The 15,018-nt window shown below is 73.7% G+C and carries 16 protein-coding genes; 10 read left to right on the forward strand and 6 right to left on the reverse strand.

Annotated elements, in window-relative coordinates; translation table 11 throughout:
* Window positions 1-78: 78 nt before the first annotated feature.
* Genes ACIRQF_RS02540 through ACIRQF_RS02550 form a run of 3 tightly spaced genes read left to right on the forward strand, consistent with a single transcriptional unit; the run spans window position 79 to window position 2,619 of the window.
* Window positions 79-366: a polyprenyl synthetase gene (locus ACIRQF_RS02540; protein ID WP_376628017.1), complete on the forward strand. Its 288-nt coding sequence runs from the start codon at window positions 79-81 to the stop codon at window positions 364-366.
* Window positions 359-1,414: a polyprenyl synthetase family protein gene (locus ACIRQF_RS02545; protein WP_404088173.1), complete on the forward strand. Its 1,056-nt coding sequence runs from the start codon at window positions 359-361 to the stop codon at window positions 1,412-1,414. Before ACIRQF_RS02540 ends, ACIRQF_RS02545 begins: the two co-directional genes overlap by 8 nt.
* 44 nt (window positions 1,415-1,458) lie before the next feature.
* The gene (locus ACIRQF_RS02550) at window positions 1,459-2,619 is read left to right on the forward strand and encodes an oxygenase MpaB family protein (RefSeq protein ID WP_404088175.1); all 1,161 of its coding nucleotides are present in this window, start codon (window positions 1,459-1,461) and stop codon (window positions 2,617-2,619) included.
* Window positions 2,620-2,710: 91 nt separating this feature from the next.
* On the opposite strand, the gene ACIRQF_RS02555 is transcribed toward ACIRQF_RS02550, so the two are convergent.
* Both ACIRQF_RS02555 and ACIRQF_RS02560 read right to left on the reverse strand, forming a co-directional pair.
* A complete protein-coding gene (locus ACIRQF_RS02555) occupies window positions 2,711-3,481 on the reverse strand; it encodes a hypothetical protein (protein WP_404088177.1) in 771 nt (256 codons plus the stop codon).
* 117 nt (window positions 3,482-3,598) lie between these two features.
* Window positions 3,599-4,486: a LysR family transcriptional regulator gene (locus tag ACIRQF_RS02560; protein WP_404088179.1), complete on the reverse strand. Its 888-nt coding sequence runs from the start codon at window positions 4,484-4,486 to the stop codon at window positions 3,599-3,601.
* Window positions 4,487-4,608: 122 nt separating this feature from the next.
* Between ACIRQF_RS02560 and ACIRQF_RS02565 the strand changes: the two genes are divergently transcribed.
* Together ACIRQF_RS02565 and ACIRQF_RS02570 are read left to right on the forward strand one after the other, a co-directional pair.
* The gene (locus ACIRQF_RS02565) at window positions 4,609-5,817 is read left to right on the forward strand and encodes an MFS transporter (RefSeq protein WP_404088181.1); all 1,209 of its coding nucleotides are present in this window, start codon (window positions 4,609-4,611) and stop codon (window positions 5,815-5,817) included.
* Between the two features lie 55 nt (window positions 5,818-5,872).
* On the forward strand, window positions 5,873-6,205 hold the full coding sequence (locus tag ACIRQF_RS02570) for a cupin (RefSeq protein ID WP_376628029.1): 333 nt from the start codon (window positions 5,873-5,875) through the stop codon (window positions 6,203-6,205).
* A 6-nt stretch (window positions 6,206-6,211) separates the two neighbouring features.
* Here the strand turns inward: ACIRQF_RS02570 and ACIRQF_RS02575 are convergent, their stop codons facing one another.
* Window positions 6,212-6,724: a tetratricopeptide repeat protein gene (locus tag ACIRQF_RS02575; protein ID WP_404089490.1), complete on the reverse strand. Its 513-nt coding sequence runs from the start codon at window positions 6,722-6,724 to the stop codon at window positions 6,212-6,214.
* 190 nt (window positions 6,725-6,914) lie between these two features.
* Here ACIRQF_RS02575 and ACIRQF_RS02580 point away from each other — a divergent pair, with 190 nt between their 5' ends.
* A complete protein-coding gene (locus tag ACIRQF_RS02580) occupies window positions 6,915-8,528 on the forward strand; it encodes a poly(3-hydroxybutyrate) depolymerase (RefSeq protein WP_404088183.1) in 1,614 nt (537 codons plus the stop codon).
* A gap of 103 nt (window positions 8,529-8,631) precedes the next feature.
* Here ACIRQF_RS02580 and ACIRQF_RS02585 read toward each other — a convergent pair whose 3' ends face one another.
* A complete protein-coding gene (locus ACIRQF_RS02585; RefSeq protein WP_404088185.1) occupies window positions 8,632-9,414 on the reverse strand; it encodes a cache domain-containing protein in 783 nt (260 codons plus the stop codon).
* Window positions 9,368-10,153: a FadR/GntR family transcriptional regulator gene (locus ACIRQF_RS02590; protein WP_404088187.1), complete on the reverse strand. Its 786-nt coding sequence runs from the start codon at window positions 10,151-10,153 to the stop codon at window positions 9,368-9,370. Before ACIRQF_RS02590 ends, ACIRQF_RS02585 begins: the two co-directional genes overlap by 47 nt.
* Window positions 10,154-10,331: 178 nt before the next feature.
* Here ACIRQF_RS02590 and ACIRQF_RS02595 point away from each other — a divergent pair, with 178 nt between their 5' ends.
* The 4 genes from ACIRQF_RS02595 (at window position 10,332) to ACIRQF_RS02610 (ending at window position 14,567) form a co-directional block, all read left to right on the forward strand.
* Window positions 10,332-11,369: an ABC transporter ATP-binding protein gene (locus tag ACIRQF_RS02595; RefSeq protein ID WP_404088189.1), complete on the forward strand. Its 1,038-nt coding sequence runs from the start codon at window positions 10,332-10,334 to the stop codon at window positions 11,367-11,369.
* Window positions 11,370-11,590: 221 nt separating this feature from the next.
* Window positions 11,591-12,790: an ABC transporter substrate-binding protein gene (locus ACIRQF_RS02600; protein WP_404088191.1), complete on the forward strand. Its 1,200-nt coding sequence runs from the start codon at window positions 11,591-11,593 to the stop codon at window positions 12,788-12,790.
* Window positions 12,791-12,797: 7 nt separating this feature from the next.
* Window positions 12,798-13,709, forward strand: a complete 912-nt coding sequence (locus tag ACIRQF_RS02605) for an ABC transporter permease (RefSeq protein ID WP_382479585.1) — start codon at window positions 12,798-12,800, stop codon at window positions 13,707-13,709.
* A 42-nt stretch (window positions 13,710-13,751) separates the two neighbouring features.
* Window positions 13,752-14,567 carry an ABC transporter permease gene (locus tag ACIRQF_RS02610; protein WP_404088193.1) on the forward strand — a complete coding sequence of 272 codons (816 nt, stop codon included), beginning with the start codon at window positions 13,752-13,754 and terminating at the stop codon, window positions 14,565-14,567.
* A 6-nt stretch (window positions 14,568-14,573) separates the two neighbouring features.
* Here ACIRQF_RS02610 and ACIRQF_RS02615 read toward each other — a convergent pair whose 3' ends face one another.
* Window positions 14,574-14,897 carry a CU044_2847 family protein gene (locus ACIRQF_RS02615; protein ID WP_404088195.1) on the reverse strand — a complete coding sequence of 108 codons (324 nt, stop codon included), beginning with the start codon at window positions 14,895-14,897 and terminating at the stop codon, window positions 14,574-14,576.
* Between the last annotated feature and the right edge of the window lie 121 nt (window positions 14,898-15,018).

The following is a 15,018-nucleotide window of genomic DNA, read 5'->3' on the forward strand; positions in this document are numbered from 1 at the left end:
GACCGGGACCGACCGGCGCGTTCACTCGTTCGTGAGTTTCCCGCGCGTACCGTGCCGGGGCCTCGCCACGCTTGATCCATGACCTTGGGGACGGACGGCGGCGGTGGCGGCGAGAGCAGGGACGAGCAGGCGGTCCTGCTCGTGGCGGGGCTCGCGGACCTGGCGGTGAGCACGCTGGGTTCGGCCCTGGGAACGGTGCGGGGGCTGTTACGGCGCTCCGACACCGTGCAGTTGGTGGAGGATGCCGAACGGGACCTGGTGGCGCGCGGGCGGCTGGCCCTCGACCGGTACGCGGCGACTCCGCCGGCCCATCTGGAGGTGCTCGCCCGGCACGTGCTGGACCGGCGGTCCCGCGACGATGGCTGAGGCCTGGGACCCGGCCCTGTTCAAGGCCCGCGTCGACGACGTGCTGCGGCAGTTCGCGGCCCGGGAGGCGGACCACCTGGTCGACGTCGACCCGGCCCTGGCGCCGGTGGCCCAGCAGATGGAGACGGCGGTCGCGCGCGGCAAGCGTCTGCGGGCCGCGTTCTGTTACTGGGGCTGGCGGGGCGGCGGGCAGCCGGACAGCGACGCACTGGTGCGCGCGGCGGCGTCCATGGAGCTGGTGCACGCGGCGGCGGTGGTGCACGACGACCTGATCGACGCCAGTCCCCTGCGGCACGGGCGGCCCACCGCGCACGAGGCGCTGCGCGCCGCCGTGCCCCGCCACCCCGAGGCGGCCGGCGCCGCGCGGTCGCTCGCGATGCTGGTCGGGGACCTGCTGATGTCCCTCGCCGGGCAGCTGTTCGTCACCAGCGGGCTGCCGGCCGCCTTCCTGGGCAGGGCGCGGCCACTGTGGGCGGCACTCGCCCGGGACCTGATCGCCGGTGAGTGCCTGGAGATCCTGCACACGGGCACGGCGCCGGACATGGCGGCCTCGCTCAAGGTGATCCGCTACAAGACCGCCAAGTACACCGTCGAGCAGCCGCTGTTGATCGGCGCCGCCCTGGCCGGGGCCGCCCCGCGGCTGGGCGAGGGCTACTCCGCGTACGGGCTGCCGCTCGGTGAGGCCTTCCAGCTGCGCGACGACCTGCTCGGTCTGTTCGGCGACCCGGCGCACACGGGCAAGGCGACCGCCGACGACCTGCGCGGTCCCCGCCCCACGGCCCTCCTGGCGGAGACCTGGCGGGTCGCGGACACCGACCAGCGCGAGCGGCTGCGCACCCTGCTCGCGGCGGACGGCCCGGAGGGGGACGCCGCCCCGGACGAGGTGCGCGCGCTGATGCGGAGCCTGAAGGCCCCGGAGCGCGTGGAGGGCCTCATCGCCGCCCGGGTCGAGGAGTCCCTCCGCGCCCTCGACGAGCTCGACGCGCCGCCGGTGGCGGTCGCCGCGCTGACCTCCCTGGCGCACTCCGCCTCGACCCGGCTGTCCTGACCCCGTACCGGAGCCCCTCGCACCGGAGCCCCGAAGGAGCCCGCATGATCCACACCGAGGCGTCGATGGACGCCCTGCGCCAGGCCGGCGACGAGCTCGCCGACGCCACGGTCGCCACCCTCTTCGAACGCGGGGAGGTCGGCACCTTCAACACCCTGATGCGCTACGTCTCCACGGCCGGCGCGCCGCTGCCGGACGGCCTTCCGGAGGTCGCCCGGGAGTACCTGCACGTCACGGCCGCGCCACCGAGCTGGGTGGACTGGGGCGAGATGGAGAGGGCCCGGCTCTTCTTCACCGACAACGACGTGCACATCACGACCGCGCTGTCGTTCGCCGCGATGCCCGCCTGCTATCTCGTCCCGCACGTGGCGCGGCTGCTCGCGACGACGCACGGGCTGGAGTACCCGGCCAAGCGCATGGCGGAGACCGGCCAGTTCACGGTGTACCTGATGCGGCCGGACGCCTTCGAGGCGGGCGGCCGCTTCGTTCCCGCCGCGCAGAAGGTCCGGCTGCTGCACGCCTCGATCCGGCACCATCTGCGGCGCGAGGACCGGTGGGACGTCGCCGGTCTGGGGCTGCCGATCTGCCAGGAGGACATGATCGGCGGGCAGATGTTCTTCTCGATGCTCGTGCTCGACAGCCTGCACCGGCTGGGCATCCACATGTCGACGGAGGGCGCGGAGGCCTACGCGTACGCGTGGCGGGTGGTCGGCGCCATGCTGGGCGTCGACCAGGAGGCCGTGCCGAAGGACCTCGGCGAGGCGCGCCGCTTCCTGGATCTGTACATGCTCCGGCACATGGGGCCGTCGCCGGAGGGGGCGCTGCTGACCAGGCAGCTGATCGAGCTGTACGAGGAGGTCGTGCCGGGCACCTTCTTCGACCCCGTCGTCTCCGCGCTCGTCCGTCACCTCGTGGGCGACACCTGTGCGGACTGGCTGGAGGTCCCCCGCACCTCCTGGGACACGGTCGTCAAGGCGGTGCCGCACCTCCTGGGCGTCCTGGAGACGGTCGAGGACCGTTCGCCGCTCGGCGCCTGGCTCCTGGACCGGCTCGGGCACCTCACCACGCAGTTCGAGCTGTCCTCGCTCACGCGCGGCCGGGTGATGCACTACGCCATCCCCGAGCACCTGAAGAAGGACTACGGCATGTCCTCGACGGTCTCCCGGTCCCGCAGGTGGAGCCCGCCACCGGCGGTGCTGTCCTGATCCTGCCGGACAGCACCTTCCTCGCCGGCATCCCGACCGGCGCCCCGGGCGCCCGGGCGTCCGTCGGCCGACGCGCCGATGTGGCCCCTGCTCAGCCGGGATAGGTGATCGAGCCCAGCGGCGGGCACGGGACGAGCGCGCTGCCGGCGCCGGGGCGTTCGACGAAGGCCCTGGCCTCGGCGGCCCGCAGGCGCCGGGTCTCCAGCGCGTCGGCGTCCCAGGCGTCGCGTCTGGCGCGGCCGTAGTCCCACGAGTCGTCGATGAGACTCAGACTCGTGTTGCCGGAGCTGCGCTGGAACTCCGCCTTCAGGGCGGCCTGCTGGAGTGCGGTCCCGGCCGCGGCGAGATCGAGGCGGGTGATCAGGACGCCCGGGGTGTGCGGCGCGCGGGTCGGCATGGGGGCTTGGGGGAGCAACGACACCCCGGTGTCGAGGCGGCCGATGTTGTCGACGCTCGCGCGCTGGGCGTCGCTCGCCATGGTCTGCATCTCCTGGTGCAGCCAGAACAACTCGTCCAGGTCGGCCGCGGTGACGCGCATCCGCTCGTAGAGGGCGCGGAAGCGGGGATCGTCGTGCAGCGGTCGCACGGGAGGGACATGGAGCGCCACGCAGTCGTTGTAGCCGTCTGCCACGGCCGCCTCCAGGTGGAGGACGGCCAGTTCCCACTCCCCCTGGAGGCATGCAAGCCCACCGAGGTTGGCACGGCCGGCGGCGGCGATCCACGCGCCCTCGGGGCCGAGCGCCGTGGCCCGCGCGACGACGTCGTGGAGGCCCCTGGTGCCCGCTGTGGCGGCTCCCCTGGTCAGGAGATCCACCAGCACGTCGTGGAGACGGTCGGCAAGTGAGTGGACGGTGTCGGCCATGGATCTCCTCGGACCTCGGTGGTGAAGAGCGAAGGGGCGAGCCTGTCGCAACCCCCGTGGAGAGGACGGGCGGACGGGGTGGGCGGTTCCTGCTCGTGCCCGGCCGGGGATCACGGGTCACACCGACCGGAACACCGCCGTCTCGACGAACGCCCTGACCAGGGCGTTCTCGTTCGCCGCCGCCCAGACCAGGCCGTATTCGAGGGGCGGGGCATCGTCGAAGGGCACGTAGGCGATGCCGGGGCGCGGGTGGTAGCGGGCGCCGCGTGCCGCGCCGGGAGCGACGCCGCGGCCGGCGCCGACGAGGGACAGCACCTCCTCCCAGGTGGCGGCCCCGGGGCCGCGGTGGATGGCGGCGCCGGACGGGGTGCGGGCCGGGTAGTGGGCCTCGCGCCAGGTGCGGGACCGGGTGCGGCCGGTGGTGACCAGGGCCAGGCCGGCGAGGTCCTCCAGGCTCACCGAGGTGCGGCGGGCCAGCGGGTGGGCGGCCGGGACGAGCAGCACCCGGTCCTCTCGGGCGAGCACCGGCCCCGCGGTGAGCCCGGGGACGCCGATGGGGAAGGCCGCGTACTGGACGTCGAGTTCGCCGTCCTCCACCGGACGGGTCCCCGCGTCCACGGGAACCTCGCGGAGGGTGAGCTCGCAGCCGGGGTGCCTGGCCAGGAAGGCGTCCGCGGCGGCGGTGAGCAGCTCGCCGCCCCAGGGGGAGCCGAAGCCGACGCGGAGGGTGCCGAGGAGACCACGGCCGGCGGCGGTGGCGCGTTCGAGGGCGGCCAGGATCTGCGCGTGGGCGGGCCGGAGCTCCTCGTGGAGGCGGCGGCCGACGGGGGTGAGGGCGACGCTGCGGCTGGTGCGGGCGAAGAGGAGGGTGCCGATGCGCCGCTCCAGCTTCTTGACGGTCTGGCTGATCCGGGCCGGGGAGACGCCGAGGCGCTCGGCGGTGCGGCCGAAGTGCAGCTCGTCGCCGAGGGTGAGGAAGGCCTCCAGTTCGTGCCGTTCGAGCACCCTCCGCCTCCCTTCCGTCTCCAGGGTCCGTCCCGGTCCGCCGTCGATCGTTAAGTCTCGCTCAACGCCGCTTGCATTCTTTCACCTTGATCGGTCCGCCCGCGGGGCGGGAGCCTGGGCCCGTGACCCTCCACCCCTCAGACCCGCGCACCGCGCAGCGGCCCGCCCCGGCCCCCGTGAACGTCCTGGCCCTCACCGTGGCCGGATCCGTGACGGTGGCGAACATCTACTTCCCGCAGCCGCTGCTCGCCGCCGTCGCCCGCGGGCTGGCCGTCTCCGAGCGCACGGCGGGCCTGGTCGCGTCGGCGGCGCAGATCGGCTACGCGCTGGGCCTCCTGCTGCTGGTGCCGCTGGCCGACACCGCGCGGCTGCGACCGCTCACCCGGGCCCTGCTCCTCGCCACCAGCGCGGCCCTGCTGGTCGCCGCCGCGGCGCCGAACATCGTGACGCTGGTCCTCGCGACGCTCGCCCTCTCGACCACGACGGTGCTGCCGCAGATCCTCACGCCGGTCGCGGCCGGCCTCGCGGGTCCCGAGCGTCGCGGCCGGGTGGTGGGCGTCATCGGCCTGGGCCTGACGCTGGGCTCCACGCTCTCCCGTACCGTCTCGGGCGCGGTCGCCGACGCGAGCGGCAGCTGGCGGACCGCCTACGTGGTGGCCGCGGCGGCGACGGCGGCGCTGCTGTGGGTCCTCCCGCGCGCGCTGCCGGAGCGGCCGGCCTCGGCGGGCCGGCCCCGGGTCCCGTACGGGCGGATGCTCGCGGGGCTGCCCCGGCTGCTCGGCTCGTACCGCGTGTTGCGGGCGGCCGCTCTGCGGGGCGCGTGCGTGTTCGCCGCGTACAGCGTGTTCTGGGCGGCGCTGGTCTTCCATCTGGCCGCTCCTCCGCTGGGGTACGGGCCGGGGGCGGCGGGTCTGTTCGGGCTGCTGACCGTGCCGGCGGCGCTGGCCTCGGCGTATGCGGGGCCGCTCACGGACCGGTACGGCGCGGGTCCGGTCGGGCGCTGGGCGCTGGCCTGCGTGGGGTTCGGACTGGCGGTCGCGGGGCTGGCGCCCGTCTCTCCCGTGGCGCTGGTGGTGGGAGCCGGGCTGGTGGTGCTCGGGACGAGTTCCTGCCAGGTGGCGAACCAGTCCCGGGTGCTCGGGCTCGGCCGGGAGGTGGCCGCGCGCGTGAACACGGTGTTCATGCTGGCCACGTTCGCCGGCGGTGCGCTGGGATCCCTGACGGCGGCCTGGCTGTACGGGGCGTACGGCTGGACGGCGGTGGTGCTCGCGGCCGCGGGGTTCACGGCGCTGGGCCTCCTGGCCGGGGCCGGGCGGCCCCGAGTTGCGTGACGCCCGGTACGCGCAAGGCTGGGGATACCGGTCCGCGCACCCGCAGGGAGACACGATGCAGCAGCCCGCCCCCCTCGACCTCGGAGCCCTCGTCGACGAGCACCTGGCGAAGGCACGTGCCGACGCCCACGGCCGCAGCGCGCATCTGGTGGTGCACGACGGGGTCCTGCGGCAGAGCGTGATCGCCCTGATCGGGGGCATGTCGCTGGACGAGCACAACGCGCCCCCGGCGGCGAGCATCCAGGTGCTGCGGGGCCGAGTCGAGCTGACGGCGTCGGGGCGGTCGGAGGAGCTGGCTGCGGGACAGCTCCAGATGATCCCGAAGGAGCGCCACGGGCTCACCGCCCTGGAGGACGCGGTGGTGCTGCTGACGGCCGTCAACGACTGACCACGGTCACCCGAGCCGGTTCAGGTCCTCGGCGTAGAAGGAGAGGGCCTCGCGGTACTGCCTGACGTACCGGTCGTCGCTGGTCTCGACGAGGAGGCGGATCAGCAGCCGCACGGCGTCGTGGTGCTCGCCGGTGTTGTACAGCGCCATGGCGAGGAAGGCGCGCAGAGCGCCGTCCTCGGGGAACTCGTCGGTGCCGAGGCGCAGGGTGGTGACGGCCTCCGCGTAGCGCCCGAGGGTGCGGTAGGTGCTGCCCAGGCCGAGGAGGGCGCCCCTGCGGTCCTCGGCCGACAGGCCGCCGGGCGCCGGGCCCGCGGCGAGGGCCCGCTCGTAGTAGGGGACGGCCTCGGCCTCCAGGCCGAGGACGTCGTGCGCCCAGGCGGTCTGGTAGGCCACCTCGGCGTCGTCGGGGAGGCGCGCGGCGAGCGCGACGAGCCGGTCGCGGGCCTCGTCGCGGCGGCCGGCCTCGCGCAGCGCCACGGCCCCGGACAGCAGCGCGTCTCTCTCCTCGGCGCCCAAGGGGGCGTCCCGGTCAGTGCTCATGGGGGCATCCTCGCAGGTGGCCCCGCGCGGTGGCACCGGGGCTGCCAGGTCGTGGCACGCCATACTCCGCCCCGACGTTTGTGGCTCCCGGGCCCATAGGGGGCGGGTTCGCGACGGCTCTACTCTCCGGCGCATCCCCACCCGTTCGAGCCGCACGGGAGTCCTGATGCGACCCACACGCACACCCCGAACCTCACCCCCACGGCGCCTGGCGGCGCTGCTGCTGTCCGCCCTCTCCGCCCTGTTCCTCGCCGCGCCCGCGTCCTCCGCCGCGGCGCCGGCTCCGGTGCCGGGCACCCTCACGCCGTACAACATCGGCGCCGTGTACACCGCCGGAGTGTCCTCGGGCGGCTACATGGCGACCCAACTGCACGTGGCCTACTCCGGGACGGTCTCCGGTTCGGCGGCCTTCGCCTCCGGGCCGTACGACTGCGCGCGCGCCAGCCTGCCCACCGCGCTCAACGCGTGCATGAACACCACGCAGGACCTCCAGCTCGCGCAGCTGGAGCAGCTCACCCGCGACCGGTCCGCGCAGGGGCTGGTGGATCCGGTGTCCCATCTGACGGGCGACCCGGTGTACGTCTTCAGCGGGACGAACGACTCCACGGTGAAGCAGCCGGTCGCGTCGGCGCTCTCCGACTACTACGCGCACTTCGGCGCCCGGGTGCTCTACAACCGCAGCACCCCGGCCGGCCACGCCTGGATCAGCCCCCTCGGCCCCAACGCCTGTGGGGTGACCCAGACTCCGTTCCTGAACGACTGCGGCTTCGACGCCGAGCGCGAGCTGCTCGGGCACCTCCTCGGCTCCGTGGCGGCGCCCGCCACCACGCCCTCGGGAAGCCTGATCCGCTTCGACCAGAACGCCTACGCGCCCGGCGGCTCGGCCGCCGCCGTGTCGATGGGCGACGAGGGCTTCGCCTACGTCCCGGCGTCGTGCGCGGGCGGCGCGGCCTGCTCGCTGATGGTGGCGCTGCACGGCTGCAAGCAGGGGTACGCGTACCAGGGCTTCGGCACCCGGTTCGTCGAGGACGGCTATCTCAACGAGTACGCGGACACGAACGCGATGGTCGTGCTGTACCCGCAGGCGGCGCCCACCGGCACGCTGGAGAACCCCAACGGCTGCTGGAACTGGTGGGGGTATCTCGGTGACGCGGCGTACGCGCGGCACGGCGGGAAGCAGATCGAGGCCGTGATGGGCATGGTCCGTGCCCTGCGCGGCGGCACTCCCCCGCCGCCCTCCGGCGGCGGCTCGGTGACGCTGTCGAGCGTCGACGCGCAGGACGGGTACGTGAAGGCGTCGGCCGACGGCTCGGGTGCGGCGGTCGGGACCCTGGAGGACCTGTCCGGCTTCGCGCTCGGCCGCGGCACGGACGGGAAGGTGAACCGGACGCTGCTGTCCTTCGACACGTCGAGGATCCCGGCGGGCAAGGAGGTGACCCGGGCGTATCTGACGGTGTCCCGGACGAGCGGCTCGGGCGATCCCTGGGCCTCGCCGGCCGGCAACCGGCTCCTCGTGGACGTGCGTACGGGCTGCTTCGGCGGTTGCGCGGTGGAGGCCGGTGACTGGTCCGCGCCGGCGACGGTCGCCGGCGCGGCGCAGATCGGGACCTTCTCCTCGGGGAGCGCCGTGTCCACGGACCTGTCCCCGGCCGCGCTCGCGGCCCTGGACCGGAGCGGGACGACACAGCTGCGGCTCGGCTTCGCGGCGGCCCCGGCCACGACGGCGTACCTCTTCGTCAACCAGACGGCGCCGGTGACGCTGACGGTCGAGTACCGCTAGATCCTGTCGTCGGGCTCCCGCCGTTGCCCGCCCAGGGGTGCCCGACCCTTCGCGTCGGATCAGGCCGGCCTGATCGGCAGGGCACCCTGGCGCGGAGGGCCGTTCACCGCTCCGGCGTCACGAGCACCAGCGGGGTGCCCGTGCAGGGCGTCAGGCGCAGGGCGCCGTGGCGGTGGACGGCCGGCGGTGCCGCGAGCACCGTGCGGAAGTCGGGTCCCTTGGTGAGGGAGCCGGCCAGATGGGCCGGGTCGGTGGAGGCGGCGACCCGGCCGCGCGCGTTCACCAGGCGGGCCGGGAGGGGCAGTTCCTGGAGCACGGGAAGCACGGCCGCCTCGAAGTGGCGCAGGTAGACGTCGGCGGCGGCGACCCCGGCGAAGGCGCCGGCGACGTGGACGGGGGCGGAGAGGGTGAGCCCGTACTCGTCGGAGCACAGGTAGTCGACGTAGGGACCGGCGACCGCCCGGCGGCCGGTCTCGCGGGGGAGCTCGTACCAGTCCCAGTGGGTGTAGTCGGAGTACGCCGAGTGCTCCGGGTCGAGGTCGAGCAGCAGCGGGCGGACGCCCCCGCCGGGCGCCCGCTGCCACCACTCCAGCCAGGCGGGAACGTCGGCGAGGAGGCCCGGCCGGGCGACGAATCCGATGCCGGAGACGAGCGGGTGGTCGGCGAGACGCCGGTGCAGCGCGGGCCGGAGGGCGGCGAGGTCGGCGGTGACCGGGGACCCGCCGGCCGCGCAGAGCAGGGCCTCGGTGCCGGCTCCGGTGGCGGCGACGGCGGCGAAGACGCCTTCGAGGGTGTCGCGGACGCGCTCCGAGACGGCGTCGGCGAGCCCGTCGGCCGAGTCAGCGGCGGCTCCGGTGGGGCGGGCGAGCCCGGTCGTCCTGGCCATCGGTGTCCTCCTCGGGACGCGACTCGGGTGCACGCGCGGGGGGCGCGAGCCGCAGGGCGACCAGCCGGCCCACGGACTCGCGTACGCACTGCTCGGCCAGCATTCTGGCGCGCTCGTCGGCCTCATCCTGCACGGCGGAGATCACGGAGCGGTGACGATCCGCCACGCAGTCGAGATACGCGGTGTCGTCGAGGACGAGGACGAGGAGGGCGCCCAACTCGGCCTGGAGGGCGATCTCCTCGCGGGTGAGGCGGGCGGACTGGGCTGCGGCGGCGAGTTCGACGTGGAAGCGGCCGTAGAGCCGGCTGCGCGCGGCGGGGTCGTCGGCGTGCGTGAGCTCGTCGACCGTCCGGGTGAGCGGGCGCAGGTCGCCGGGCTGGGTGCGCTGGGCGGCGAGCAGGGCGGCGGCTCCGGAGACGGCGGCCCAGTGGTCGCCGAGGTCGCGGAGTTCCTCGGTGGACCAGTCGGCGAGCCGGGCACGCAGGCGCTCCTCCGGGGGCCCCTCGGGGAGGGTGACGAAGCTGCCGCCGCCGCGGCCGCGGCGGGTGGTGACGAGACCCTGCTGGCGCAGCGCCATGAGGGCCTCGCGCAGGGTCACGGTGGAGACGCCGAGCCGGCCCGCGAGTTCGGTCTCACCGGGCAACTGCTCGCCGTCGGCGAGGAGTCCGAGTTCGATGGCGTCGCCGATGCGGCGCACGACGGTGTCGACCCTGGCCCGGGTGTCCACAGGGGTGAACACGGCCCCGCGCGCACTGTCCCGTACGCCGCCGCCCTGTCTGCCGTCCGGTCTCACGTCCCACCACCTCGTGCGTTGACTCAGGCTTTACCTTAAGGGGGTCTTGAGATTTGAACTATGACTTCATATGTTTACGCCCACTCGTCAGAAACGCACCCCCGCACCAGAAAGGTTCCCGATCATGGAGGGAATGGCGATCCGGCTCTCAGGACTCCGCAAGAGCTACGGCCGGACCGAGGCGGTGGCCGGGGTGGACCTGGAGATAGCCGACGGGGAGTTCTTCTCCATGCTCGGCCCCTCCGGTTCCGGCAAGACCACCGTGCTGCGGATGATCGCGGGCTTCGAGACCCCGAGTGCGGGCACCGTCGAGCTGGCCGGGACGGACGTCACCCGCCTCGCCCCCTTCGAGCGCGACGTGCACACCGTCTTCCAGGACTACGCGCTCTTCCCGCACATGACGATCGAGCAGAACGTCGCCTACGGCCTCAAGGTCCGCGGCGTCCCCCGGGCCGAGCGTCTGGTCCGGTCCCGCGCCGCCCTCGCCCAGGTACGCCTGGAAGGCCTCGGCCGGCGCCGCCCCGGCGAGTTGTCCGGCGGCCAGCGTCAGCGGGTCGCCCTGGCCCGCGCCCTGGTCGGCCGCCCCCGGGTGCTGCTGCTCGACGAACCGCTCGGCGCGCTCGACCTCAAGCTGCGCGAGCAGATGCAGGTCGAGCTCAAGGAGATCCAGCGGCAGGTCGGCATCACCTTCGTGTTCGTCACGCACGACCAGGAGGAGGCGCTGACGATGAGCGACCGCATCGCCGTCTTCCACGAGGGCCGCATCGAACAGGTCGGCCCGCCCGACGAGATCTACGAGCGCCCCGCCACCCCGTTCGTCGCCGGATTCGTCGGCACCTCGAACCTCCTCGGGGGCGATACCGCACGCTCCCTGGTCGGCGCCCCCGGCACGTACAGCATCCGGCCGGAGAAGATCCGCGTCGTCAAGGACCCCGGCGCCCCGGTCGAGGCGGGCGTCGCGCACGCCACGGGGACCGTCGCCGAGGTCGTCTACCTCGGCGACGCGACCCGCTTCCTCGTCGACCTGGACGGCGGCGGCCGGCTCACCGCCGTCCAGCAGAACCTGGAGACCTCCTCCGCCGACCTCGCCGCCTACCGCGGCGCCCGCGTGGGACTCCGGTGGCACCCGCGGCACGCGGTGCCGGTCCCGGAGGCGCCCTGACCGGGCGGCCCGCCGCCTGTGCGGCGCCCCCGTGAGCCCCCGCACCGCACGCCGCGCGAACGGCCCTCGTGCCGGCCCCGCGAGCACGGCCCCTCCACCACGCCCGTGGGCAGAGCCCCTGAGCCCCACCAGAGGGCACCGCCGCTCCGTACCGCTCCCCGCCCCCTGCACCGCCCCCGCACCACTCCCCGTACCGCACCCTCACGCAACGGAGAACCCCCGTGCGCCTGCACCGCTCGCTCCTGACGGCCGCCGCCGTCTCCGGTCTGCTGCTCGTCACCGCCTGCGGCTCGGCCGACCCGGCCGGGACCGGCAAGTCCGGCGGCCTCAACCCGCCGGACCTCAAGGCGCCCACCTCCCTCGGCCCCGCCGAGGGACAGGTCAACCTCATCGCCTGGGCCGGCTACGTCGAGGACGGCTCCAACGACCCGAAGGTCGACTGGGTGACCGGCTTCGAGAAGCAGACCGGCTGCCAGGTCAACGCCAAGACCGCCGCCACGTCCGACGAGATGGTCGCCCTGATGAAGACCGGCGAGTACGACGCCGTCTCCGCCTCGGGCGACGCCTCGCTGCGCCTGATCGCCTCGGGCGACGCCGCCCCGGTCAACACCGCGCTCGTCCCCCACTACGCCGACGTCTTCGCCGGGCTGAAGAACAAGGACTGGAACTCCGTCAAGGGCGTCCCCTACGGCATCCCGCACGGCCGCGGCGCCAACCTCCTCATGTACGACACGACGAAGGTCACCCCCGCCCCCGACTCGTGGTCCGCGGTCTTCGACAAGGCCTCCGCGCACAGCGGCAAGGTCACCGCGTACGACTCCCCCATCTACCTCGCCGACGCCGCTCTCTATCTCAAGGCGACCCGGCCGGAGCTCGGCATCAAGAACCCCTACGCCCTCGACCAGAAGCAGTTCGACGCCTCCGTCGAGCTCCTGAAGGCGCAGAACAAGCACGTCGGCGAGTACTGGAGCGACTACCTCAAGGAGATCTCCGCCTTCAAGAGCGGCGACTCCGTCGTCGGCACCAGTTGGCAGGTCATCGCCAACCTGGCCAAGTCCGAGGGCGCCCAGGTCGAGGCGGTGCTCCCGAAGGAGGGCTCCACCGGCTGGTCCGACACCTGGATGGTCTCCGCCAGGGCCAAGCACCCGACCTGCGCCTACAAGTGGCTCGACTGGATCGTGTCCCCGAAGGCCAACGCCCAGGTCGCCGAGTACTTCGGCGAGGCCCCGGCCAACGCCAAGTCCTGCGCCGAGACCTCCGACAAGACCCACTGCACCACCTTCCACGCCACCGACGAGGCCTACTGGAAGAACGTCCACTTCTGGACCACGCCCATCGAGCAGTGCCTCGACGGCCGCACGGACGCCCGCTGCGTCCCGTACGCCAAGTGGGTGCAGGCCTGGAACGAGATCAAGGGCTGACCGGCGCATGACCTCGCTCACCCCCGTCACGCGGGCCGTCGGCGCCGACCGGGTCACCGGTCCGCTCCGGCGGCTCGCCGGGGCCCTGCACCGGCGCCCGCGGATCCGCCTCGCCGCGCTGCTCACCGCCCCGCTGCTGTGGCTGGTGCTCGCCTACCTGGGCTCGCTGGCCGCCCTGTTCCTGTCCTCCTTCTGGACGACCGACTCCTTCACCTCCGAGGTGGTGCGGGTCTGGTCGGGACAGAACTTCCAGGAGCTCGTCAGCTCCCCGGTCTACCGCACGGTCGCCCTGCGCACGGTCGGCGTCGCCCTCACCGTCACCGTCCTGTGCGCCGTCATCGCCTTCCCGCTCGCCTTCTACACCGCCCGGGTCGCGAGCCCGCGCCGCCGCCCGCTGCTCGTGGTCGCGATCCTCACCCCGCTCTGGGCGAGCTACCTCGTCAAGGTCTACGCCTGGCGGCTGATCCTCTCCGAGGACGGCCCGCTCGACTGGGCGCTGAAGCCGCTGGGCCTCGGCGGCCCGGGGTACGGACTGACCGCCACCGTCATGGTCCTGACGTACCTCTGGCTGCCCTACATGATCCTGCCGATCCACACGGCGCTCGAACAGCTCCCCGACAACCTGCTGCACGCCTCGGCCGACCTCGGGGCACGTGCCGGGCGGACCTTCGTCTCGGTGGTGCTGCCGCTGGTCCGTCCGGCGGTCGCCGCCGGGTCGGTGTTCACCTTCTCGCTCAGCCTCGGCGACTACATCACCGTGCAGATCGTCGGCGGCAAGACCCAGCTGATCGGCAACCTCGTCTACTCCAACGTCACCCTCAACCTGCCGCTCGCCGCCGCGCTCGGCACCGTGCCGGTGGCCGTCATCGTGCTCTATCTGCTCGCGGTGCGCCGCACCGGGGCGCTGCGCAGCCTGTGACCGGGAGTCACCCCTCCACCAAGGCCGGAAGGACCGCCCCCGATGAACCTCTCCCGCCCCGCCCGGATCGCGCTGCGCACCGCGGCCGGGCTCGGCTTCGCGGTGATCTATCTGCCGCTGCTGCTCGTCCTGATCGGCTCGCTCAACCCGGACCGCTCGGCGAGCTGGCCGCCGCCCGGACTCACCCTGAGGTGGTGGGCCGCCGCCTGGGACAACGAGGGCGCGCGCGAGGCCCTGTGGACCTCGGTGCGCGCGGGCCTCGCGGCCACGGCCGTCGCCCTCGTGCTCGGCACGCTCATCGCCTTCGCGGTGCAGCGGCACACCTTCTTCGGGCGCGAGGCCGTGTCGTTCGCGGTGGTGCTGCCGATCGCCCTGCCCGGCATCGTCACCGGGATCGCGCTCAACTCGGCCTTCGGCACGGTCCTCGAACCGCTCGGGGTGGGTCTCGGCCTCTTCACGGTGATCGTGGGCCATGCGACCTTCTGCATCGTGGTCGTCTTCAACAACGTGGTCGCACGGCTGCGCCGGCTGCCCGGCTCGTACGAGGAGGCGGCGATGGACCTGGGCGCGCACACCTTCCGTACCTTCTGGGACGTCACCTTCCCGCTGCTGCGCTCGGCCTTGCTGGCGGGCGGGCTGCTCGCCTTCGCGCTCTCCTTCGACGAGGTCGTGGTGACGACGTTCACCGCCGGACCCGGGGTGCAGACCCTGCCGTTGTGGATCTTCGACAACATGACCCGGCCTCAGCAGGCGCCGGTCGTCAACGTGGTGGCCGCCCTGCTCGTGCTGCTGTCCGTGCTCCCGATCTACGCGGCCCAGCGGCTGTCCTCGGACACGGCGGGCGGCGGACGGGTCTGAGACACCTCAGACGCGCTTGTTGACCCACTCCAGGGTGACCCTGAAGTTGGCGCTCGTACTGCCCTGGACGATCAGCGCGGTGAGCGCGCCGCTGTCGATGCCGAGCTGGCACCCGAACTCCACCGTCACGCGCTCGGGAGCGGCCCGGTGCAGCGCTTCGCCCAGCTGCGCGGCGAAGGAGGACAGGGCGCCGGTGACCTCCGACAGATCGGGCAGCCGGCCGCCGCGCCCCTCCAGTTCCGTCGGTTCCTGCCCGACGGGGCCGAGCGGCTGCGCCTCCACGTAGATCACGCCTCCGGCGAGTTCGACCTTGGTGATCTCCGTCATCATGACTCCTCGGGGTGTCGTCGGGCGGGGCGGTGTCGGGCGGTCGGGTCGGGCGGCGTCGGACGATCGGGTCGTCGGGTCGTCGGGTCGCCTGCCGGCCGGCCGGGCCGGCGGGCGTCGAGCG

Source organism: Streptomyces sp. NPDC101191 (assembly GCF_044767915.1).
GTDB lineage: Bacteria > Actinomycetota > Actinomycetes > Streptomycetales > Streptomycetaceae > Streptomyces.